Origin of the sequence: Paraclostridium bifermentans (assembly GCF_019916025.1) — a bacterium.
GTDB classification, from domain to species: Bacteria; Bacillota; Clostridia; order Peptostreptococcales; family Peptostreptococcaceae; genus Paraclostridium; species Paraclostridium bifermentans.
In genome coordinates, this window is record NZ_CP079737.1 from 539,866 (window position 1) to 561,210 (window position 21,345).

Annotated in this window: 21 protein-coding genes; 18 read left to right on the forward strand and 3 right to left on the reverse strand. The window is 29.0% G+C overall.

The window, feature by feature from the left end:
- Positions 1-175 precede the first annotated feature (175 nt).
- The 4 genes from KXZ80_RS02680 to KXZ80_RS02695 all read left to right on the forward strand — a co-directional run bounded on the left by KXZ80_RS02680 (position 176) and on the right by KXZ80_RS02695 (position 5,488).
- Complete coding sequence (locus KXZ80_RS02680) at positions 176-2,176, forward strand: YgiQ family radical SAM protein (protein ID WP_021431809.1); 2,001 nt, start codon at positions 176-178, stop codon at positions 2,174-2,176.
- 211 nt (positions 2,177-2,387) lie between these two features.
- Positions 2,388-2,942 carry an ECF-type riboflavin transporter substrate-binding protein gene (locus tag KXZ80_RS02685; protein ID WP_021431810.1) on the forward strand — a complete coding sequence of 185 codons (555 nt, stop codon included), beginning with the start codon at positions 2,388-2,390 and terminating at the stop codon, positions 2,940-2,942.
- Between the two features lie 12 nt (positions 2,943-2,954).
- Entirely contained in the window at positions 2,955-4,661 is a 1,707-nt protein-coding gene (locus tag KXZ80_RS02690) for an ABC transporter ATP-binding protein (protein WP_021431811.1), read from the forward strand.
- Complete coding sequence (locus tag KXZ80_RS02695; RefSeq protein ID WP_021431812.1) at positions 4,658-5,488, forward strand: energy-coupling factor transporter transmembrane component T family protein; 831 nt, start codon at positions 4,658-4,660, stop codon at positions 5,486-5,488. The genes KXZ80_RS02690 and KXZ80_RS02695 overlap by 4 nt, the downstream gene beginning before the upstream one ends.
- A gap of 97 nt (positions 5,489-5,585) precedes the next feature.
- Here the strand turns inward: KXZ80_RS02695 and KXZ80_RS02700 are convergent, their stop codons facing one another.
- Positions 5,586-6,764: an iron-containing alcohol dehydrogenase gene (locus KXZ80_RS02700; protein WP_021431813.1), complete on the reverse strand. Its 1,179-nt coding sequence runs from the start codon at positions 6,762-6,764 to the stop codon at positions 5,586-5,588.
- 177 nt (positions 6,765-6,941) lie between these two features.
- Between KXZ80_RS02700 and KXZ80_RS02705 the strand changes: the two genes are divergently transcribed.
- Genes KXZ80_RS02705 through KXZ80_RS02715 form a run of 3 tightly spaced genes read left to right on the forward strand, consistent with a single transcriptional unit; the run spans position 6,942 to position 8,491 of the window.
- On the forward strand, positions 6,942-7,313 hold the full coding sequence (locus KXZ80_RS02705) for a MerR family transcriptional regulator (RefSeq protein ID WP_021431814.1): 372 nt from the start codon (positions 6,942-6,944) through the stop codon (positions 7,311-7,313).
- Positions 7,314-7,367: 54 nt separating this feature from the next.
- A complete protein-coding gene (ybaK, locus tag KXZ80_RS02710; protein ID WP_021431815.1) occupies positions 7,368-7,847 on the forward strand; it encodes a Cys-tRNA(Pro) deacylase in 480 nt (159 codons plus the stop codon).
- Positions 7,848-7,876: 29 nt separating this feature from the next.
- Complete coding sequence (locus KXZ80_RS02715; RefSeq protein ID WP_021431816.1) at positions 7,877-8,491, forward strand: DNA-3-methyladenine glycosylase; 615 nt, start codon at positions 7,877-7,879, stop codon at positions 8,489-8,491.
- A 72-nt stretch (positions 8,492-8,563) separates the two neighbouring features.
- On the opposite strand, the gene KXZ80_RS02720 is transcribed toward KXZ80_RS02715, so the two are convergent.
- Complete coding sequence (locus tag KXZ80_RS02720; protein WP_021431817.1) at positions 8,564-9,484, reverse strand: AEC family transporter; 921 nt, start codon at positions 9,482-9,484, stop codon at positions 8,564-8,566.
- Positions 9,485-9,835: 351 nt separating this feature from the next.
- Between KXZ80_RS02720 and KXZ80_RS02725 the strand changes: the two genes are divergently transcribed.
- From KXZ80_RS02725 to KXZ80_RS02755, 7 genes are all read left to right on the forward strand, one after another.
- Complete coding sequence (locus KXZ80_RS02725) at positions 9,836-10,675, forward strand: fumarate hydratase (RefSeq protein ID WP_021431818.1); 840 nt, start codon at positions 9,836-9,838, stop codon at positions 10,673-10,675.
- 12 nt (positions 10,676-10,687) lie between these two features.
- Positions 10,688-11,218 (forward strand): Fe-S-containing hydro-lyase, encoded by a 531-nt coding sequence (locus KXZ80_RS02730; protein ID WP_021431819.1) that lies wholly within the window; start codon positions 10,688-10,690, stop codon positions 11,216-11,218.
- Positions 11,219-11,249: 31 nt separating this feature from the next.
- A complete protein-coding gene (locus tag KXZ80_RS02735; protein WP_021431820.1) occupies positions 11,250-12,428 on the forward strand; it encodes an NAD(P)-dependent malic enzyme in 1,179 nt (392 codons plus the stop codon).
- 181 nt (positions 12,429-12,609) lie between these two features.
- Entirely contained in the window at positions 12,610-13,314 is a 705-nt protein-coding gene (locus KXZ80_RS02740) for a GntR family transcriptional regulator (RefSeq protein ID WP_021431821.1), read from the forward strand.
- A gap of 258 nt (positions 13,315-13,572) precedes the next feature.
- Positions 13,573-14,928, forward strand: coding sequence for a PTS sugar transporter subunit IIC (locus KXZ80_RS02745; protein ID WP_021431822.1), 1,356 nt, complete (start codon positions 13,573-13,575; stop codon positions 14,926-14,928).
- A gap of 23 nt (positions 14,929-14,951) precedes the next feature.
- On the forward strand, positions 14,952-16,262 hold the full coding sequence (locus KXZ80_RS02750) for a 6-phospho-beta-glucosidase (protein WP_021431823.1): 1,311 nt from the start codon (positions 14,952-14,954) through the stop codon (positions 16,260-16,262).
- A gap of 127 nt (positions 16,263-16,389) precedes the next feature.
- On the forward strand, positions 16,390-16,767 hold the full coding sequence (locus tag KXZ80_RS02755; RefSeq protein WP_021431824.1) for a hypothetical protein: 378 nt from the start codon (positions 16,390-16,392) through the stop codon (positions 16,765-16,767).
- A gap of 29 nt (positions 16,768-16,796) precedes the next feature.
- On the opposite strand, the gene KXZ80_RS02760 is transcribed toward KXZ80_RS02755, so the two are convergent.
- Positions 16,797-17,639 carry a CvfB family protein gene (locus KXZ80_RS02760; RefSeq protein WP_021431825.1) on the reverse strand — a complete coding sequence of 281 codons (843 nt, stop codon included), beginning with the start codon at positions 17,637-17,639 and terminating at the stop codon, positions 16,797-16,799.
- 200 nt (positions 17,640-17,839) lie between these two features.
- On the opposite strand from KXZ80_RS02760, the gene KXZ80_RS02765 reads away from it, so the two are divergent.
- The 4 genes from KXZ80_RS02765 to KXZ80_RS02780 all read left to right on the forward strand — a co-directional run bounded on the left by KXZ80_RS02765 (position 17,840) and on the right by KXZ80_RS02780 (position 21,335).
- Positions 17,840-18,574, forward strand: a complete 735-nt coding sequence (locus tag KXZ80_RS02765) for a GntR family transcriptional regulator (protein ID WP_021431826.1) — start codon at positions 17,840-17,842, stop codon at positions 18,572-18,574.
- 11 nt (positions 18,575-18,585) lie between these two features.
- A complete protein-coding gene (nagA, locus tag KXZ80_RS02770) occupies positions 18,586-19,719 on the forward strand; it encodes an N-acetylglucosamine-6-phosphate deacetylase (RefSeq protein WP_021431827.1) in 1,134 nt (377 codons plus the stop codon).
- A 19-nt stretch (positions 19,720-19,738) separates the two neighbouring features.
- Positions 19,739-20,488 carry a glucosamine-6-phosphate deaminase gene (gene nagB / locus KXZ80_RS02775; protein WP_021431828.1) on the forward strand — a complete coding sequence of 250 codons (750 nt, stop codon included), beginning with the start codon at positions 19,739-19,741 and terminating at the stop codon, positions 20,486-20,488.
- Positions 20,489-20,795: 307 nt separating this feature from the next.
- Positions 20,796-21,335 carry a helix-turn-helix domain-containing protein gene (locus tag KXZ80_RS02780; RefSeq protein ID WP_021428548.1) on the forward strand — a complete coding sequence of 180 codons (540 nt, stop codon included), beginning with the start codon at positions 20,796-20,798 and terminating at the stop codon, positions 21,333-21,335.
- The last annotated feature ends 10 nt before the right edge of the window (positions 21,336-21,345 follow it).

Sequence of the window (21,345 nt, forward strand, 5' to 3'; positions counted from 1 at the left end):
TTGTAAACTATATTAAATTGTAGAAAATCAATTTAACATAATTTTTTATGGAAATAAAAAATCATACAAATACTAGCTAAGTTAATGGTATAATAGAAACTTAGGAAGAAAATTTGATTCGAGTTAATAAAAGTAGTTAATAATAAATATAAATGACATATAAGTAGGTGATTAAATGACAAATAAATTTTTACCAATATGCAAACAAGATATGGTAGATAGAGGATGGGAACAAGTAGACTTCGTATTAGTAACAGGAGATGCTTACGTAGACCATCATAGTTTTGGTACAGCTATAATATCTAGAGTTTTAGAAAACGCAGGATTTAAAGTTGGAATAATAGCACAACCAGATTGGAAAACAACAGAAGACTTTATGAAATTAGGAGAGCCTAGACTAGGATTTTTAGTTAACTCTGGAAATATGGACTCTATGGTAAATCATTACTCAGTAAGTAAAAAACATAGAGATAAAGATATGTATTCTCCAGGAGCTAAAATGGGGCTTAGACCGGATAGAGCTGTTATAGTTTATTGTAATAAAATAAGAGAAGCATATAAAGATGCGAAAATAATAATAGGTGGAATTGAAGCTAGTTTAAGAAGATTTGCGCATTATGATTATTGGAGTGATAGAGTAAGAAAATCTATGCTTATAGATAGTCAAGCTGATTTGTTAGTTTACGGTATGAGTGAAAAACAAATCGTAGAAGTTGCAAATGCATTAAATGATGGTTTTGAACCAAAGTATATAAGACATGTAAATGGGACTTGTTATATAGCAGATAGCAAAGATGAAATATATGATGATTATGTAGAGATACCATCATTTAAAGATGTTTCTTCAAGTAAAGAAGAATATGCTAAAGCATTTAAAATTCAGTATGATGAACAAGACCCATATAGAGGTAAGGTTATAATACAAAGACATGGAGATAAATATTTAGTTCAAAACAAACCTGAAAAACCATTAAATAGAGAAGAACTAGATGAGGTTTATGCACTTCCTTATGCTAAGGATTATCACCCTATATATAAAGCTATGGGCGGAATACCAGCAATAGAAGAAGTTAAATTTGGAATCGTAAGTTCTAGAGGATGCTTTGGAAGTTGTTCGTTCTGTGCTATAACATTCCATCAAGGAAGAGCTGTACAAAGTAGAAGCCATGAATCTATATTAGATGAAGCTAAATATATAACTGAACTAGATGATTTTAAAGGATATATACACGATGTTGGGGGACCAACAGCAAACTTTAGAGATGCAGCTTGTAAAAAGCAAATAACTAAAGGTGCTTGTAAAAATAAACAATGTCTACACCCAGAACCATGCAAAAACTTAAAGGTTGATCACACAGATTTCTTAGAACTTTTAAGAAAAGTAAGAAGTTTACCTAAAGTTAAAAAGGTGTTTGTACGTTCAGGAATAAGATATGACTATGTAATGGCAGATAAAAATGATAAGTTCTTTAAAGAACTTGTTGAACATCATGTAAGTGGACAATTAAAAGTTGCACCAGAGCATATAGCTGAAGAAGTTTTAGATCATATGCAAAAGCCAGCAGGTAACACTTATGATAAATTTAGAGATAAATTCTTTAGGTTAAGTGAAAAAGTTGGGAAAAAACAATATATTATACCGTATTTAATGTCTTCGCATCCAGGTTCTACTTTAAATTCAGCAATAGAATTAGCTGAATATTTAAGAGACACTAAATATCAACCAGAACAAGTTCAAGATTTTTATCCAACACCAGGAACTTTATCAACTACAATGTTCTACACAGGTATAGACCCGTTAACTATGAAACCTGTATATGTTCCAAAGTCTAAGCATGAAAAAGCTATGCAAAGAGCATTGCTTCAATATAGAGCTCCAAGAAACTATGAATTAGTTCATGCAGCATTAGTTGAAGCTGGAAGAGAAGATTTAATAGGATTTGGGCCAAGATGTTTAATAAAACCTAGAGGTGAACATCCTAGAAATTATAACAATAACAATAAAAGCAAGAATAAAAACTCTTCATCTAAATCTTCAGGAAGAGGAAATAAAAAAGACGATAGTCGAGGAAAACGCGGAAATAAAGACTCTAGAGAAAACAACTCTAGAAATAATAAAAATGAAAAAAACGAAAGAAACAGTAAAACTAATAAGATAAAAAGAAAGAAAAGATAAACATAAAAAAGCCCATTTTTTAAATGGGCTTTTTATTATAATTTAAATTGATGCAAATTGACATTTTTCGATAAAATATTTATAATAAAAGTTATGACAAAATTTAAAATATAAGGATTTAGCAAGTCTTGTGCTTATTAAAATTTAGAATAATACTTGCTTTAAATATTTATAAATTATCCAAAATAAAATAGAAAAGGAGGAGAGATGTATGGGAAATAAGCTTACTATAAAAACTATAGTTGCTATAGGGATAGGGTCTGCAGTATTTATGATATTAGGACGTTTTGGATCTATACCAACAGGAATTCCAAATACTAATATAGAAACGGCATATGCATTTTTAGCATTAATGGCTCTGATGTATGGTCCACTTGCAGGATTTTTAATAGGTTTTATAGGGCACTGTTTAAAGGATTCTATATTTTATGGTTCACCGTGGTTTAGTTGGGTTATAGCATCAGCTGTAGTTGGTTTAGTAATTGGTCTTATATCTAAAAAAATTAATATAAGTGGCGGAGAGTTTAATAAAAAAGACATAATAATTTTTAATATTACTCAGATAATAGCAAATGCCCTTGCATGGTTTGTAGTGGCTCCAACTCTAGATATATTTATTTATGCAGAACCTGCATCTAAAGTATATTTACAAGGTGTTTTAGGAGGAATAGGCAATATAATTACAGTAGCTGTTTTAGGAACTGCCATAATAAAAAGTTATGCTAAGACTAAGATACCAACGGGAAGTTTAGATAAAGAACTATAAAAGGAGATTCGTATGAAAAAGAAAATAATAGAATTTAAAGATTTTACTTTTAAATATAGAGTTCAAGCTAAACCTACTTTGAAAAATATCAATCTTACAATTTATGAAGGAGAGAAGGTATTAGTAGTAGGTCCGTCTGGTTCTGGAAAAAGTACTTTGGCTCATTGTATAAATGGTCTTACACCTTTTTATTATCAAGGAAATAGTACGGGTAGCTTGAAAATAATGGGGAAAGAAACTAAGGATATGGGGATATTTGAAATATCTAAAACAGTAGGAACTGTACTTCAAGATCCTGACAGCCAATTTATAGGATTAACAGTTGCAGAGGATATAGCATTTAAGTTAGAAAATGACTGTACTTCTCAAAGCAAAATGAAATCTATGGTTCAAAAAGTTTCAAAGTTAGTAGGAATAGACAAGCAACTTGATTCAGCTCCTTATAGCTTATCAGGAGGACAAAAACAGAGAGTTACATTAGCTGGAGTTACAGTAGATGATGTAGATATATTATTATTTGATGAACCTTTAGCTAGTTTAGACCCAGCTACAGGTAAAAGTGCAATAGAACTTATAGATAGAATAAAAATTGAAACAAATAAAACAATTCTTATAATAGAACATAGATTAGAAGATGTTCTTCATTGTGATGTTGATAGAATTATAGTTATGAGTGAAGGTGAAATAGTTGCAGATATGAATGCTGATGAGCTGATATCTTCAGATATTTTAATTAAAAGCGGAATAAGAGAGCCATTATATGTTACAGCTCTTAAATATGCAGGGGTAGATATAAATCCTGATATGAAACCTGGACATATAAATACTATAGATATAAACAAATGTAGCGATTGTTTAAAGAAATGGGATAGTAATAGTAATACACATGAAGAACAAATCAATGAGGATGTATTACTTGAATTAAAAAACGTATCATTTAAATATGAAAAAAACAAGCCTATATTAAAAGATGTTTCATTTAAAATAAATAAAGGTGAGATGGTTAGTATAGTAGGAAAAAATGGGGCAGGAAAATCTACTATATCTAAATTAGTATGTGGCTTTTATAAACCAACAAGTGGACAAATACTTTTAAATAATAGAGATATAATAGATGATTCTATAAAAGAGCGTGCGGAAAAGATAGGTATTGTAATGCAAAATCCTAATCAAATGATTTCTAAAACTATGATCTTTGATGAAGTTGCATTAGGGCTTAGATTTAGAGGTATTGATGAAGAAACAATAAAGGAAAAAGTATATGAAACATTAAAAATTTGTGGATTATATGAGTATAGAAATTGGCCTATATCAGCGCTTAGTTATGGACAGAAAAAACGTGTAACTATAGCTTCTATATTAGTTTTAAATCCAGAAATAATAATTTTAGATGAGCCTACAGCAGGGCAAGATTTTAAACATTATAATGAGATAATGGAATTTTTAGCAGATTTAAATAGAAAAGGTGTAACTATAATAATGATAACTCACGACATGCATTTAATGCTTGAATATACAAATAGAGCGATAGTTATAGCAGATGGTATTAAACTAGATGACAATACAGCAGCTAATGTTTTAACTAATAGTGAAGTTATAAATCATGCGAACTTAAAAGAAACATCTGTTTACGAGTTAGCTATAAAATGTGGGGTAAGTGACCCAAGAAAATTTGTTAATAAATTCATTGATTATGATAGGAGGATTAGAAGAGTATGAAAACAACAATGCTATCATATATAAAAGAAGACTCGCCTATTCATAATTTAACAGGTGCTACAAAATTAATATTTTTCATGGCTTGGTCAATAGCTTCTATGATAACTTATGATACTAGAGTTCTTGTAGGAATGTTAGTACTAAGTTTAATAATATTTAAAATATCAAAAGTCAAATTTAAAGATGTAGCTTTTGTTATATATTTCATTTTATTCTTTATGGTGTTAAATAATATTGCAATATTTATATTAGGACCATATCAAGGTGTTGAAATATATGGTACAAGAACGGATTTAGTTAAATTAATAGGACCATATACAGTAACAGCTGAACAGTTATTTTATCAATTAAATTTTAATTTAAAAATATTTGCAACTATACCTATGGCATTACTATTTATAGTTACGACTGACCCAAGTGAATTTGCAGCATCATTAAATAAGCTTGGTATAAATTATAAAATTGCATATTCTGTTGCTATAGCTTTAAGATATATACCGGATATACAAAGAGATTATCATGATATATCATATGCACAACAAGCTAGAGGAATAGACATGTCTAAAAAAGAAAAGCTAGGTAAGCGTATAAAAAATATTTCATCTATACTTATGCCATTAATATTCTCAAGTTTAGAGAGAATAGAAGTTATAAGTTGTGCTATGGAACTTAGAGGATTTGGAAATAAAAGAAAACGTACTTGGTATAATGCAAGAAAGTTTAGAACTAGTGATTACGTAGCAATATTATTAGCTATAGTAATATTATTTGGATCTTTATATATTACATTTAAAAATGGAAATAGATTTTATAATCCATTTGTATAGTAAAAACAAGTTAATAAAATTACAATAAAATGTAAATACCCATAATAATTCTATATAGAATTATTATGGGTATTTTTAATATAAGAATAATACATGCTTATAAAGCTAGATTATATATAGCTAGAACATCTTCCCAGTTAAGTTTTTTTAGTCCACCAATAAGAATTTCTTTTCCATCATTAAAATTAGTAGATTTTTTTGCCATTAAATCCAAATTAGATTCGTTGATATTAAGCTCTTTTAAACTAGTAGGTAATTCTAGTTTTTTATAGAATGATTTTAATTTTTCAATTCCCTCATTTATAATTTCTTCTTGAGACTTGCATTCTTTTTCAACACCCATAACATTTACAGCAAATTGTTCAAACATAGGCATATTTTCTTTATATACATACTTCATCCATGCAGGAGTTACAACAGAAAGGCCTGCTCCATGTGCAACATCATATATAGCGCTAAGCTCATGTTCTATTTTATGAGAAGCCCAATCTTGTTCTCTTCCTAAACCAAGTAATCCGTTATGAGCAATATTTCCAGATAAAGCTATTTCAGCCCAAGCATCATAGTTTTTATTATCATTTATAATGATTGAACCATTTCTCATTATAGTTTTTAATGTGCTTTCACATAAACCATCAATTAAATCTGTATTAGATGTATTAGTAAAGTAACGTTCCATTATATGACTCATCATATCACTAATTCCATTAGCAATTTGATTTTTTGGTAATGTGAAATAAAGTTCTGGATTAATGATGCTTAATAACGGTCTAAGCAATTCGCAACCACAAGATAATTTTAGTTGTTTTTCCTCATTTGTAATAACTGTTCCAGTACTAGATTCACTACCAGCTGCAGGTATAGTTAGAATGGTTGAAACTGGAATAGCTTCTTTAATTTCTATATCTTTGCAGTAGAAATCCCAAACATCTCCGTTGTAAGGGACTCCGATTGCTATAGCTTTAGCAGAATCTATTACACTTCCTCCACCTACAGCTAAAATAAAATCTATTTTTTCCTTTCTGCATAATTCAATTCCCTCGTTAACAAGAGATAAACGAGGGTTTGGTTTTACTCCTCCTAGTTCAACAAAATCTATTTGATTTTCTAAAAGTGAATTTATTACATCTTCATATACTCCGCTTTTCTTTATACTTTGCCCACCAAAGTGGAATAAAACTTTATTAGCATAAGGTTTTATTAACTTTCCTATATTTTTATGTTCATCTTTTCCAAAAATTATTCTAGTTCTATTTTGATAATCGAAGTTTAGCAAATTCAATTCCTCCTAAATTTTTATACTTATTTAAATCGTGTAGTTATTTAATAGAATTTTCTTAAGCTAATATTAATACTTAGAGTTAACTCTAAGTCAATAGCTTTTATTTTAAATATTGACAATTATTTTTATAAGAAGTAATGTAGAGCTAAATAAATTATAGGAGGATGAATAATGAATTATACAATTTCAGAGGTAGCTAAAAAATTTAATTTAACTCAGCATACAATTCGCTACTATGAAAAAGAAAATATAATTTCACCTCATAGAAATAAAAATGGTATACGTTATTTTACAGATGAAGATTTAGACCAAATTGAAATGGTGTGTTGCCTTAAAGCTACGGGAATGTCCATAAAAGATATAAAATCTTATTTTAAACTTTGTTCACAAGGAGATAAAACTTTGGAAGAGAGGTTGGAAATTTTTAATTCGCATAGGGAACACATATTAAAAGAGTTTGAGCTATTACAAAAACATCTAGATAAAATTGATGATAAAATCAGTTGGTATAAAGGTTTTATGAAATCTAAGAGGTGTGATTGATAAGAAATATATGTTAAATTTAATATATAAGTTATTTTAGGGAGAGTGATTTTTATGGCTAAAACAAAAGTAAAAACTAATGCAATGAGAATTTTAGATTCTAAAAAGATAAAATATAATATGCTTTCATATGATGTTTCAGATGATCATGTGGATGGAGTATCTGTAGCAAACAAAATTGGAAGAGATGTAAGTGAAGTATATAAAACTTTGGTTACACAAGGAACTAGTAAAGAGTTATATGTATATGTAATACCTGTTAATGAAAATTTAGATTTAAAAAAGGCTGCGAAAGTAGCAGGAGAAAAAAAGGTAGAGATGATACATGTAAGTGATATAAACAAACTAACTGGATATATAAGAGGTGGATGTTCTCCTGTAGGAATGAAAAAATTATACAAAACTTTTATAAATGAAACAGCAAAAGATTTAGAAAATGTTATAGTGAGTGCTGGGAAAATAGGATATCAAGTAGAACTAAGTCCATTTGACTTACAAAAAGTTATAAATAGTAAATTTGAAGATATAATATAAGTAAGTTAAAAAAAGAAAGTTGGGATTAAATGAATGTAGATTTTTTTAGGCAAGATGCAATTACTTTATCAAAACAATTACTTGGAAAGTATTTAGTGAGAAAATATGATGATCAAGAAATTATAGTTAAAATAGTTGAAACTGAAGCTTATATGGGAATAACGGATAAGGCTGCTCATGTATATGGGGATAGAAGGACAGATAGAACAGCACCGTTATATGAAGACGGAGGAACCATATATGTTTATTTGATATACGGAATGTATTACTGTTTAAACATTTCTGCAAATATTAAAGATACACCTCAGTGTGTACTTATAAGAGCAGTAGAGCCTATTAAAGGAATTGATGATATTTCAATAAATAGATATGATAAAGTATATGAAGAATTAACTACATATCAAAAGAAAAACATTACTAATGGACCAGGAAAATTATGCAAAGCTCTTAAAATTGAAAAAGATTTAAATTTCAAAAGTGTATTAGGTAATGAGCTGTCTGTAAAAGATTCTATTGATAATGGTAAGGAAGAAAATTTTGAAATTGTTGAAAGTAAACGTGTAAATATCGATTATGCTCAAGAAGCTAAAGATTATTTATGGAGATATTATATAAAAGATAATAAATATATATCAAAAAAATAGTTGTCTAAAATAATAGACAACTATTTTTTTGATTAAGGTAATTAAGCTTAATAACCTAAGCAAAGTAAATTTTTAACTAAGTAAAACTATGCTTATAATAGGAATTGTAACTATAGATATTAACGTAGTTAAAAATACAGCTTGAGATGCAAGTTGATCATTTGCATCATAGCTTTTTGCCATGATTGCTGTATTTGATGCCGCTGGCATTGCAGATATAACTACAGGTACACCTAATAATAGTGGATTTTTAATATATAAGCTTAATAGAAAATAAACAACAGATGGAACGACTAAAAGTCTTATAAATGATACTATATATAACTTTTTATTTATAAAAGTTTCTTTAATAGGAGAATTAGCTAGTAAGCTTCCTATAACAATCATTGATAAAGGAGTTGTTATACTTCCAAGCATATTTAAAGTATTAAATATTGGAAGTGGAAGTTTAATTCTTAAAAGGAATAATGAAAGTCCAGTTAATACACCTATAATTGGAGGACTTATAATAGATTTAATTGAAAACTTATATTCACTATTATGTTTATTTAACAAATAAGTTCCAACTGTAAATACGAAAAAATTAAAAGGAAGATTAAAAATTGCTGTGAAAAATATAGCTTCTTTGCCTAAAACAGCTTCGATAACTGGATATCCCATAAATCCAACATTAGAGAATACAATTATATATTGATAAAGACCACAATCTTTATCACCTTTTATAAAAAATTTAAATAAAAAAGCTATCAATATAGTTGTAGAGTACATTAGTATTGAAATTATTATTAAAGATACAATATCACCTAGTAAACTAGGATTAAATTCCATTTGCATAGCGCTAATTATCATAGATGGTAAAAACAATCCCATTATCAGTTTTGTAAGTCCAGACGTGGTATGTTTATCTATTAACCCCTTAAAGCTAGATATGTATCCAACTAAAATAAGCAAAAACAAAACGGTTATTTGAATAAATATATTATTAAAGTCCAATATATCACCCCCTATAATTATTATATAGAGGATTAGAAGATAATGAATAAAGTTATTAAAAATAAATTGAAAATATTTAAATAAAATGTATATAATTCAAAAAATGGTAAATAATTAAAATATAAGAGATAATTAATCTCCCCCAAAACTTTAAGATATCTCTTACAACCATAAAACTCATATATCCCCCATTAAAGCATATACTTTCGGACAGTATGTGCTTTTGTTTTTTTTGAGTAAAATATAATGCAAAGAAAGAATTAAACGAATTTTGTTATTGTTAAAATAATTAAAAAATGATAAAGTTTTATATATAGTCGAATATTAAACTTGAAAATGGGGGATAAGTTCGTGAGAATTATAAAGTCATCAGAAATTACAAAAGTTGTAAGAGATATGTGTATAAAAGCAAATATATACCTAGGGGAAGATGTTGTAGAATCTTTAAAAGAAAATAAAGAAAAAGAAAATAGCGAACTAGGAAAAAATATATTAAATATATTAATAAAAAATTGCGAAATTGCAAAAGAAAAACAAATGCCTATATGTCAAGATACTGGAATGGCTGTATTTTTTGTAAGTATCGGTCAAGATGTACACGTAGAAGGTAAAAATATAAGCGATGCAATAAATGAAGGTGTAAAGCAAGGTTATGAAGATGGCTTTTTAAGAAAATCAGTTGTAACTCCAATAGATAGAAAAAATACACAAGATAATACACCTGCAATAATTCATTACGATATAGTTGAGGGTGATAAAATAACTATAGAGTTTGCACCAAAGGGATTTGGTAGTGAAAATATGAGTAAGATGAAAATGTTAAAGCCATCTGATGGTATAAAAGGAATACAAAAATTTATTATAGAAACAGTTAAAGAAGCTGGTCCAAATCCATGTCCACCTATAGTTGTTGGTGTTGGAATTGGAGGAACTATTGAAAAGTGTGCGCAGATAGCAAAAAAATCTTTATTAAGGGATATAGGACAACATAATAAAGATGAAAATATAAAAAATTTAGAAATACAAATATTAAAAGAAATAAATAACTTAGGAATAGGGCCTCAAGGATTAGGTGGAAATACAACTGCGCTTGCGGTTAACATAGAGACATTTCCAACTCATATAGCTGGACTTCCAGTAGTTGTAAATATAAATTGTCATGCGGCAAGACATAAAAAGGCTATAATATAAAGGGGGATAAATATGAAAAAAATAACTCTTCCCATAGATAATGAAACAATAAAAGAACTAAAGTGTGGAGAAATGGTAAGTATAAGTGGTGTAATTTATACAGCTAGAGACGCAGCTCATCAAAGAATGGTTAATGCTATAGAAGAAGGTGAAAAATTGCCTTTTAACGTAGAAGGGCAAGCTATATATTACGTAGGACCAACACCTCATAAAGATGGAGAAGTAATAGGTGCTGCTGGACCGACGACAAGTTATAGAATGGATGATTTAACAGCTCCTTTATTAGATAGAGGATTAAAGTTAATGATAGGTAAAGGAAAGAGAAATGATGTAGTTATCGATTCGATGAAAAAAAATATATGTGCATATTTAGCTGCCATAGGTGGCGCAGGTGCATATATATCAAACTCTATTAAAAAGGCTGAAGTTATAGCTTATGATGATTTAGGAGCAGAAGCTGTAAGAAGATTAGAGGTTGAGGACTTATTTGCAGTAGTTGCAATCGATTGTTATGGCAATAACATTTATGAAATGAATAAATAACTATAAATCAAAATATGAAAGAGGTTAGGTTATGACTAAAAATTACTCAGAGTTAGCATTAGAAATGCATGAAAAGAATAAAGGAAAAATAACTGTTTGTAGTAAGGTTAAAGTTGAAGATAAAGATGATTTATCTATTGCATATACTCCAGGAGTTGCAGCTCCATGTATGGAAATATCTAAAGATGAAGATTTAGCATATAAATATACATCAAAAGGAAATATGGTTGGTGTAGTTAGTGATGGAAGTGCTGTATTAGGTTTAGGTAATATAGGAGCTAGTGCATCAATACCAGTAATGGAAGGAAAAGCAATACTATTTAAGGAATTTGCAAATGTAGATGCATTTCCGATATGTTTAAAGACGAACGATGTAGATGAAATAGTAAACACTGTAAAATTAATGGAACCTGTATTTGGAGGAATTAACTTAGAAGATATAAGTGCTCCAAGATGTTTTGAAATAGAAGAGAAATTAAAAAAAGAGTTAAACATACCAGTTTTTCATGATGATCAACATGGAACAGCTATAGTTTTATCTGCGGCTATAATAAACTCATTAAAATTAATAAATAAAAAAATAGAAGACCTAGAAATTGTTATAAATGGACCTGGAGCAGCTGGATTAGCAATAGCTAAAATGTTAATAAGCATGGGAGTTAAAAACATTGTGTTATGTGGATTAAATGGAGCTTTAGAAGAAGGTATGGATGATTTAAACTGGGCTCAAGAAGAAATGTTAAAGGTTACTAATATCCATAACGAAAAAGGATTATTAGCTGATGTAATAAAAAATAAAGATGTATTTATAGGAGTTTCAGGCCCTAACTGTGTAACAAAAGAAATGGTAGCTACTATGAACGAAAAATCTATAATATTAGCAATGGCAAATCCAACTCCAGAGATAATGCCAGACCAAGCAAAAGAGGGTGGAGCTTACATAGTTGGAACGGGAAGAAGTGATTTTCCAAATCAAGTAAATAATGTGCTTGCATTCCCAGGTATATTTAGAGGTGCATTAGATGTAAGAGCTACTGAGATAAATGAAGAAATGAAAATAGCAGCAGCTAATGCAATTGCAAATTCTATAAAAATAGAAGACTTAAACCCTGATAATATATTACCTAAATCTTTTGACAGAGATGTAGCTAAAAATGTAGCAGAAGCTATAAAAGAAGCGGCAATAAAAACGGGAGTAGCTAGAATATAAAACTACTATACTAATATAGATGATACAAAAGGATGAATGTATAAGTTAAATCTTACATATTCATCCTTTTATAATTAAATATATGTAGAGATAGAAAAAAATTTTAATATAGTCTATAATTGAATGTATAAATATTAAAAATAAATATATAGACAATTTAAATACAAAAGGGGAAATAAATATGAATGAACCTATTTATAAGCAAATAGAAGGTCACATTAGAAACTTAATACAGTCAAAGACTTTAAAGCAAGGAGAATTAATACCTTCTGAAAAACAATTAAGTGAAGAGTTTAATGTGACTAGAATGACTGTAAGATCAGCATTAAATAATTTAGTAAAAGATGGATATATAACTAGGCAAAGAGGCGTAGGGAGTATTGTTTTAGCAAATAAAGTATATGACAACATCTCTGCGGTAAGCGGTTTCACGGAAGAAATGGAAAATAAGGGGTATAAAGTTTCCAATATATTGGAGGAACTTAATGTTATTGAAGCTGATGAAGAGCTTATGAATAAATTAAATCTTACTGAAAAAGAAAATGTATGGGAAATTAAAAGAATACGTTTAGCTAATGATAAGAAAATATCGTATATGGAGACGTATATGCCTGTAAAATTATTCCCAAATTTGAAAAAATCTCATTGTGAAGGATCTTTATATAATTATGTTGAAGAAATTTGTGGATATAAGATAGCTATATCTGAACGAGAAGTAAGTTCAGTTTTAGCGAATGATGAGTTAGCTAATTTATTAGACTTAACAAAACCAGAAGCCTTATTATATATAAGTCAGGTTTGCAAATTACACAATAGTGATGTTTTTGAATACTCACACACATACCATTATGGGTATACATTAACTTTAAGTGCTGTATCTGAATAATCAGATACAGCTTTTTTCGCTTAAAGAAAGCAATTTACTCAAATAAAGGCAAATAAAAAAATGGGAAAATGTTTTTATAAAAATACTTGAAATGTATATACATTTAAAATATAATATATATAACAATAAAAAGAATATATAAACTTTATAAATCATAAGTTTATATAAACTATGTATTTATAAACATTTTTATTTAGCTAATAAGGATTAATTTAAGTTTTAAGAAAACGATTTCTAAAAATTAAAGGGAGGATTATTATGGGAGCGATAATGAAGTTTATGGATAAGTATATTATCCCAGTAGCTGGAAAGCTAGGAGCACAAAGGCATTTAGTAGCTGTAAGAGATGGATTCGTAGCAATGATACCGATAACTATGATAGGAGCATTAGCAACATTAGTAAATAATTTACCTATACCAGCTTATCAAAATTTTATGAAAAATACTTTTGGAGAGACTTGGACTACATTAGGTGGAGATTTATGGTGGGGATCAATTGCAACTATGGCTTTATTCCTAGTTGTAGGAGTAGCTTATAATCTTGCAAAATCATATGATGAAGATGGTTTACAAGCAGGACTTATAGCTCTTAGTATATTCTTTGTAATGTCACCTCAAGTAGCTAACATAGTTACTGAAGCAGGAGACAAAGTTAGCGGATGGGGATTTGTCCCAAGTGGATATATTTCAAACTCTGCATTATTTACAGCGATAGTAATAGGATTACTAGCAACTGAAATATTTGTTAAGCTATCTAGGATTAAGAAAATAAATATAAAAATGCCAGATGGAGTACCACCGGCAGTAGCAAGATCTTTTGCTAAGTTAATACCAGGTATGTTAACTATAGCTATATTTGGAGCAATTGGATTATTAATAAAAACATTATCAGGTGGATTATTCTTAAATGATTTATTAAATACTTATCTAGCAGCACCGTTAAAAGGAGCAGCAGACTCATTAGGCTCAACTATGTTAATTACTTTCTTTATACATGCATTATGGACTATAGGACTTCATGGGGCAAACATAGCAATGCCTATAACAGAAACATTATTAATGGATTTAGGAGCAGAAAATGCAGCATTAGCACAAGCTGGAGCTACTGAAGGGTTCCATACTTTAGCAGGAGCATTCTTTGATGCATTTGTATACTTAGGTGGATCAGGTATGATTCTTGGATTAATAATAGCTTTAATAATAGCTGGAAGAAGACGTAAGGATATGATAGCTTTAGGATTAGCACCATCAGTATTTAATATAAGTGAACCAGTAATATTTGGATTACCAATAGTATTGAATCCAATATATATGATACCTTTCGTTTTAGCTCCTGTTGTATGTTCAGCAGTTGCATATTTAGCAATAGATATGGGATTGGTAATGCCTGTAATTGCAGCTAAAATACCTTGGGTAACACCACCTATACTAGGAGGATTCTTAGCAACTGGTCACTGGAGTGGAGCAGCTTTAGCAGCAGTTAACCTGTTAATATCAATAGTTATATATATACCGTTTGTAATAGCGGCAGAGAAAATAGATAAGAGAAAAGCTACTTTAGCTACAGATCAAGGTAATGATGACGATTTCAGTTTTGACGATTTAGAATTTTAGAAATAACGATAGGAGATATGACTATGAAAAAAGGACTAAAGATAGTAACTATAGGTGGAGGATCAAGTTATACTCCGGAACTTGTAGAAGGGTTTATAAAAAGATACAAAGAGTTGCCAGTAAAAGAATTATGGCTAGTTGACATAGAAGAAGGAAAGCATAAGTTAGAAATAGTAGGAAATCTAGCTAAAAGGATGGTTAAAAAAGCTGGAATAGACATGGAAATACATCTAACTTTAGATAGAAGAGAGGCATTAAAGAATGCAGACTTTGTTACTACACAATTAAGAGTAGGGTTATTAGAAGCTAGAATAAAAGATGAAAGTATACCTTTATCACATGGAGTAATAGGGCAAGAAACTAATGGAGCAGGTGGACTTTTTAAAGCATTAAGAACTGTACCTGTTGTTCTTGATATAATAAAAGATGTCGAAGAATTATGCCCTAATGCATGGATAATAAACTTTACAAATCCTACAGGTGTAATAACAGAAGCTGTATTTAGATATACTAATTTTAAAAACTATATAGGATTATGCAATGTCCCTATAGGAATGAGAAATGGAATAGCTAAATTATTTGAAGTTGAAAATGAAAGAATTCAAATGGATTTTGCTGGACTTAACCATATGGTTTATGGTCTTAATGTAGCTTTAGATGGAGAGGATGTTACAGATGAAGCGATAGATAAATTTGTACACTCAAAGTTAACAATGCAAAATATAAAAGCTATAGAGTTTAATGCAGATTTCGTTAAAAACTTAGGCTTAGTTCCTTGTCCATACCATAGATATTATTATAAAACTAAAGAAATGTTAGAAGAAGAATTAAATGAGTTTGCAAAAGGTAAGGCTAGAGGTCAAGTTGTTAAAGAGCTAGAAGATCAATTATTTGAATTATATAAAGATGAAAATCTAGATATAAAACCACCTCAATTAGAAAAAAGAGGAGGAGCTTATTATAGTGATGCAGCGTGTAATTTAATAAGTTCTATATATAATGATAAAAGAGATATTCAAGTAGTTAATACAATTAATAATGGGGCTATAAGAAACTTTAAAGATAATCAAGCAGTTGAAGTAAGTAGTGTTATAACAAAAAATGGACCTAAACCATTATCTATAGGATATTTACCAGATGCTGTAGATGGATTAGTAAGCCAAATAAAATCATTTGAAATGTTAGCGGCAAAAGCTGCTGTATACGGAGACTACGATGCAGCATATTTAGCTCTATGTATAAATCCATTAATACCTTCTGATGATTTAGCAAAAACTATATTAGATGAAATGATGGAAGCTCATAAAGAATATTTACCGCAATTTAATAAGTAGAACTGTTTCGGGGGGAATAGGATAAAAAGGGTACTAAATAGTGCCCTTTTTTTATATTTAAAATATATGGTATACTATATTTTAATAAAAAGTTAAATTATATAAAAATATAGTATGGAGAATTTATATGAGTAAAAAAAATATTATAATAGGAATAATCAGCATATTAGTAGTTGGTGTGCTAGTTTCAGTTGTTTTTGAAAATAGAAAAAAACCTTTGAATTCAAAGGAAGATCAAATTGAAGTATCTGAAAATAAAGATAAAAATAAGATAGAACCAATCTCAAAAGAAAATGCACTAAAGGTATTGAAGGCTACATATGGAGATGGGGTGTCTAATACGGAAGAAGATATAAAGCAAGTGGGTAATAACTATGAAGTTAAAGTTAACGTATCTATAGAAGAAAAAGACGATGAAGGAGAGGTTCATTATCACGAACAAGATATGGGAACTCACAAAATCGATATATATACTGGTGAAATTAAAGATACAAAGGAAAAATAAAAAAAGAGTATGGGTATCCATACTCTTTTTTATATTAGACGAGTTCCTTCTTCATCTTGAGATATTAACCCTTTTTTCATAAGAACTCCAAGTGTACGTTTGAAGTTTTTCTTACTACAACCAAATACTGATGCAATATCAGCTGGATCAGATTTATCATTTAAAGGCATGAACCCTCTAGAAGCATTGTTTAGATGGTTTATGATTTTACTTTCTAACTCATTTAATTCTTGCTCTCTACCTTGTCTTGGAGTAAGACCTAGCTTGCCGTCCTCGTATACTTTTATAACATTTAAATTTAATTTGTCTCCGATGTTAAGTTTTGTAAAGTATTCGTTATGAAGTATAACTCCTTCAAATTTATTGTCAACACAAACCATCGCACTATCGTTAGTTTGGAATCCATAAACAACACCTGTAACATTATCTCCTACGTTATACTCAGAGTCAGTAGATAAATAACCTTCTATTCTAGTAGTAGCAGCTATTCTTTCAGTTTTATCTAAATATATATAAAATAAATATTTATCACCTTTTTTTATATCGTAATGCTTTGAACTAAAAGGAACTAAAATATCTTTTTCAAGTCCAATATTAATAAAGTAACCTATTTTAGTAGCATCTACAACTTCAAAGTAACCTATTTCGCCAACTTTAGCCAATGGCGGGTTTAAAGTAGCTGCTAATTTATCTTTAGAATCTCTATATACAAATACATTTACCTCATCACCAGGAATTAAAGCCTCATAATTTGTAAATTTTCTATGCATGAAAATATCATCAGAAGTATTTCCTGTTTGTGCGTCTAGGAAAAAACCGAAATCAGCTTTTCTAGCTATTTTTAATTTGTTGAAATCACCTATTTTTATCAAGTACGTTCACCTCTTTAATTTTATATTAAAAATTACATATTCTATTATAATACCATATTTATGGGTATCTTATAAATAAAATATAAAATAACTAAATTAAAAAAAGAAAATGTATATTCTATTGAAGTTCTACAATAAAAATAGTATAATTGGTATATACCAAAATTGGTATATACCATATAAAAAGAGTGGTGGTTTATATGAAGTTAGTAAATAAGAATATTGATATCCCTTTACATATACAACTTATGAAAATAATAAGGGAAATGATTGATTTAGGTGATCTTAAACCAGGGGATTCTATAATTCCAGAAAGAGAACTTTGTAATATTCAAAATGTAAGTAGAATGACAGTAAACAAAGCTATAGTTAATTTGGTAAATGAAGGATTTTTATATAGAGTTCAAGGAAAAGGAACTTTCGTTTCTGCTCAAAAAGAAAGAAATAGATTTTCTAGTATGCAAGGATTTACCGAGGTTATGAAGAATAAGGGGATGGATATAAAAACTGATATTTTATCATTTGAGGAAAATGAAAAGGATGAGTATATAAGACAAGTTTTAAAGATAAATAATGAAAATGAAAAGGTATATAGAGTTGAAAGGTTAAGGTATATTGAAAACGAACCTTTTGGAATTGAAATAAGTTATATACCAAAAAGTATTTGCAACAACCTGGAAAACGATTTGAAAGAAAAAAACTCTTTATACAATATAATAAATGAAGTTTATGGATATAAGATGAAAAAAGCTGAACAGATAATAGAACCAATGATTTTATCTGAAGAAGAATCAAAACTTTTAAAACAAAGCAAAAATACTTTAGCGCTTAAACTTAAAAGAACTTCGTACGCAGATGGAGATTTACCTGTAGAGTACACTATATCCATATTTAGAAGTGATAAGTACCAATATGAAATAACATTAAATGCATAGGAGGTATAATTATGAAGGCTATAATAAATGGAAAAATTTTATTAAGAAATGAAGTATTAGAAAATAAGGTTTTAGTATTTGATAAAAAGATTATAGATATAACAGATGAAGTTCCAAGTGGATGTGAAGTTATAGATGTTAAAGGTAAGTTAGTATCTCCAGGGTTAATAGATATACATATACATGGGAATATGGGAAAAGATACGATGGAAGGTACAGATGAGGCTATAGATATTATATCTAAATCAGTAGCAAGACATGGTGTTACGTCATATCTACCTACTACTATGACAATGGATGAAGAATCAATTTTAAAAGCATTAGAATCTATAAGACGAGGTATGAATAGAAGTACTGAGGGAGCTAGGGTTATAGGAGCTCATTTAGAAGGGCCGTTTATAAATAAAATATACAAAGGCGCACAAAATGGAAACTATATAACTAATCCTAGTTATGAATTAGTGAAAAAATATGAAGATGTAATAAAAGTTATAACTTATGCACCAGAAGAAGATATAGATTTTACATTTACAAAATCTATAAAAAGTAATACTAATATAGTTTTATCTATAGGTCATAGTGCGGCTACATTTATAGAGGCTAGAGAAGCTATACGATTAGGTGCTAGCAATATCACTCATACATTCAATGGAATGACAGGTTTAAATCATAGGGATCCAGGGGTTGTTGGAGCTGCATTGACAACAGATGCATATTGCGAATTTATATGTGACACTATACACATAACTAAAGATCTATTCCAATTTATATTAGATAGTAAAGGTAAAGAAAGAGTGGTATTAATAACTGACTCTATGGAAGCAGGAGGATTAGAAAACGGAACATATAGTTTAGGTGGACAGGCTGTAATAGTTAAGGATGGAGCAGCTAGATTAGAAAATGGGTCTCTTGCAGGAAGTGTTTCAAGTTTAAATAATATGGTGAAGAATTTTTATAAAAATACAAATTTAAATATAAATGAAGCAATACACTTAGCTTCTTTAAATCCAGCTAGTTCACTAGGAATAAGCAATGATAAGGGAAGTTTAGATATAGGAAAAGATGCAGATATAGCTATATTTGATAATGAATTAAATTGTTACATGACTATTGTAGATGGAAATATAGTTTTTAAAAGAAATTAATTATAGGTGGAGGGTTAATATGAGAATACTAGTTTGTAAAAATTATGATGAAATGAGCAAAAAAGCTGCTCAAATAATAGCAAGTCAGGTTACTTTAAAATCAGATTCTATACTAGGTCTAGCAACAGGGAGCACGCCTATAGGAATGTATAAGAATTTAGTGGAAATGTATAAGGAAGGTACATTAGATTTTTCTGAGGTAAAATCATTCAATTTAGATGAGTATTACCAGTTACCGAGAGAGAATGATCAAAGTTACTATCATTTTATGCATGAAAACTTATTCAATCATATAAATATAAAGGAAGAAAATGTAAATATACCGAATGGTATGACTAAGGATATAACACTTGAATGTAAACAATATGATGATTCTATCAAAAATATTGGAGGAATAGACATACAGGTTTTAGGTATAGGACTTAACGCACACATAGGATTCAATGAACCATCAGATGTATTTGTCAAAGGAACAAACTTAGTTGATTTAAAAGAATCTACTATAGAGGCAAATGCAAGATTCTTTGAATCTATAGATGAAGTTCCTAAAAAAGCAGTAACTATGGGAATTGGTTCTATATTTAAATCTAAAAAGATAATTTTGCTGGCATCAGGAGAAGGTAAAGCTGATGCTATACACAATACTGTATATGGAGACATAACTCCTCAAGTTCCATCATCTATACTTCAACTTCACAGAGATACAATATTGATTTTAGATGAAGGTGCGGCAAGTAAGTTAAAAGAGGAAGACTATAAATTAATATAAATTGTATAAATAGCCTGCTAAATAGCAGGTTATTTGCATTTTATAAACTAAAATTAGGAATAAAATAGCAAAATATAATAAAAAAAATATAATTAGGCATACTAAACTTTATGAATATTAATATAAACTAAAATAAATGCTAAATCTACAAATCCTTAAAAACACTGGGTTTTAAAGTGGGAATTAATATAAAAAAATATTTAAAAAAGTATTGAAATTTGTAGCTTAATTTTATATAATATGTCTTGTTGTTTAGAAATTTTAAACAAAAGGTTTAGTAAAAATGATTTAAAATAGGAGGTGGACCATGGATATAGGTGAAAAAATTAAACGATTAAGAATAGAAAAACAGTTAACACAAGAAGAGTTAGCAAATAGATGTGAACTTTCTAAGGGATTTATATCTCAATTAGAAAACAATTTAACATCACCATCCATAGCTACACTTATAGATATATTAGAAATTTTGGGAACGAACTTAAAAGAATTTTTTAATGAAATGGATAATGAGAAAATTTGTTTTTCAAAAGAAGATATGTTTGAAACTGAGGATGAAGAATTAAAATATACATTTAAGTGGTTGGTTCCAAACTCTCAGAAAAATGAAATGGAGCCAATATTAATATCTTTATCTCCAGGAGGTCAATATAAAGAAGAAAAGCCTCATGAAGGAGAAGAATTTGGTTATGTATTAGCCGGTTCAATTTACTTACACATAGGAGATAAGAAGAATAAAGTTAGAAAAGGCGAGAGTTTTTACTTTAAGCCTAGAGCAAATCATTATATATCAAATGCTGGGAAAACAGAAGCTAAGGTTATATGGGTGAGTACACCACCATCATTTTAAGAGAAAGAGG

Excerpts from the sequence above, each read along its gene's own strand:
- KXZ80_RS02680 (WP_021431809.1), top strand. The coding sequence starts at position 176 with ATGACAAATAAATTTTTACCAATATGCAAACAAGATATGGTAGATAGA.
- KXZ80_RS02685 (WP_021431810.1), top strand. The coding sequence starts at position 2,388 with ATGGGAAATAAGCTTACTATAAAAACTATAGTTGCTATAGGGATAGGG.
- KXZ80_RS02690 (WP_021431811.1), top strand. The coding sequence starts at position 2,955 with ATGAAAAAGAAAATAATAGAATTTAAAGATTTTACTTTTAAATATAGA.
- KXZ80_RS02695 (WP_021431812.1), top strand. The coding sequence starts at position 4,658 with ATGAAAACAACAATGCTATCATATATAAAAGAAGACTCGCCTATTCAT.
- KXZ80_RS02705 (WP_021431814.1), top strand. The coding sequence starts at position 6,942 with ATGAATTATACAATTTCAGAGGTAGCTAAAAAATTTAATTTAACTCAG.
- ybaK (WP_021431815.1), top strand. The coding sequence starts at position 7,368 with ATGGCTAAAACAAAAGTAAAAACTAATGCAATGAGAATTTTAGATTCT.
- KXZ80_RS02715 (WP_021431816.1), top strand. The coding sequence starts at position 7,877 with ATGAATGTAGATTTTTTTAGGCAAGATGCAATTACTTTATCAAAACAA.
- KXZ80_RS02730 (WP_021431819.1), top strand. The coding sequence starts at position 10,688 with ATGAAAAAAATAACTCTTCCCATAGATAATGAAACAATAAAAGAACTA.
- KXZ80_RS02735 (WP_021431820.1), top strand. The coding sequence starts at position 11,250 with ATGACTAAAAATTACTCAGAGTTAGCATTAGAAATGCATGAAAAGAAT.
- KXZ80_RS02740 (WP_021431821.1), top strand. The coding sequence starts at position 12,610 with ATGAATGAACCTATTTATAAGCAAATAGAAGGTCACATTAGAAACTTA.
- KXZ80_RS02745 (WP_021431822.1), top strand. The coding sequence starts at position 13,573 with ATGGGAGCGATAATGAAGTTTATGGATAAGTATATTATCCCAGTAGCT.
- KXZ80_RS02750 (WP_021431823.1), top strand. The coding sequence starts at position 14,952 with ATGAAAAAAGGACTAAAGATAGTAACTATAGGTGGAGGATCAAGTTAT.
- KXZ80_RS02755 (WP_021431824.1), top strand. The coding sequence starts at position 16,390 with ATGAGTAAAAAAAATATTATAATAGGAATAATCAGCATATTAGTAGTT.
- KXZ80_RS02765 (WP_021431826.1), top strand. The coding sequence starts at position 17,840 with ATGAAGTTAGTAAATAAGAATATTGATATCCCTTTACATATACAACTT.
- nagA (WP_021431827.1), top strand. The coding sequence starts at position 18,586 with ATGAAGGCTATAATAAATGGAAAAATTTTATTAAGAAATGAAGTATTA.
- nagB (WP_021431828.1), top strand. The coding sequence starts at position 19,739 with ATGAGAATACTAGTTTGTAAAAATTATGATGAAATGAGCAAAAAAGCT.
- KXZ80_RS02780 (WP_021428548.1), top strand. The coding sequence starts at position 20,796 with ATGGATATAGGTGAAAAAATTAAACGATTAAGAATAGAAAAACAGTTA.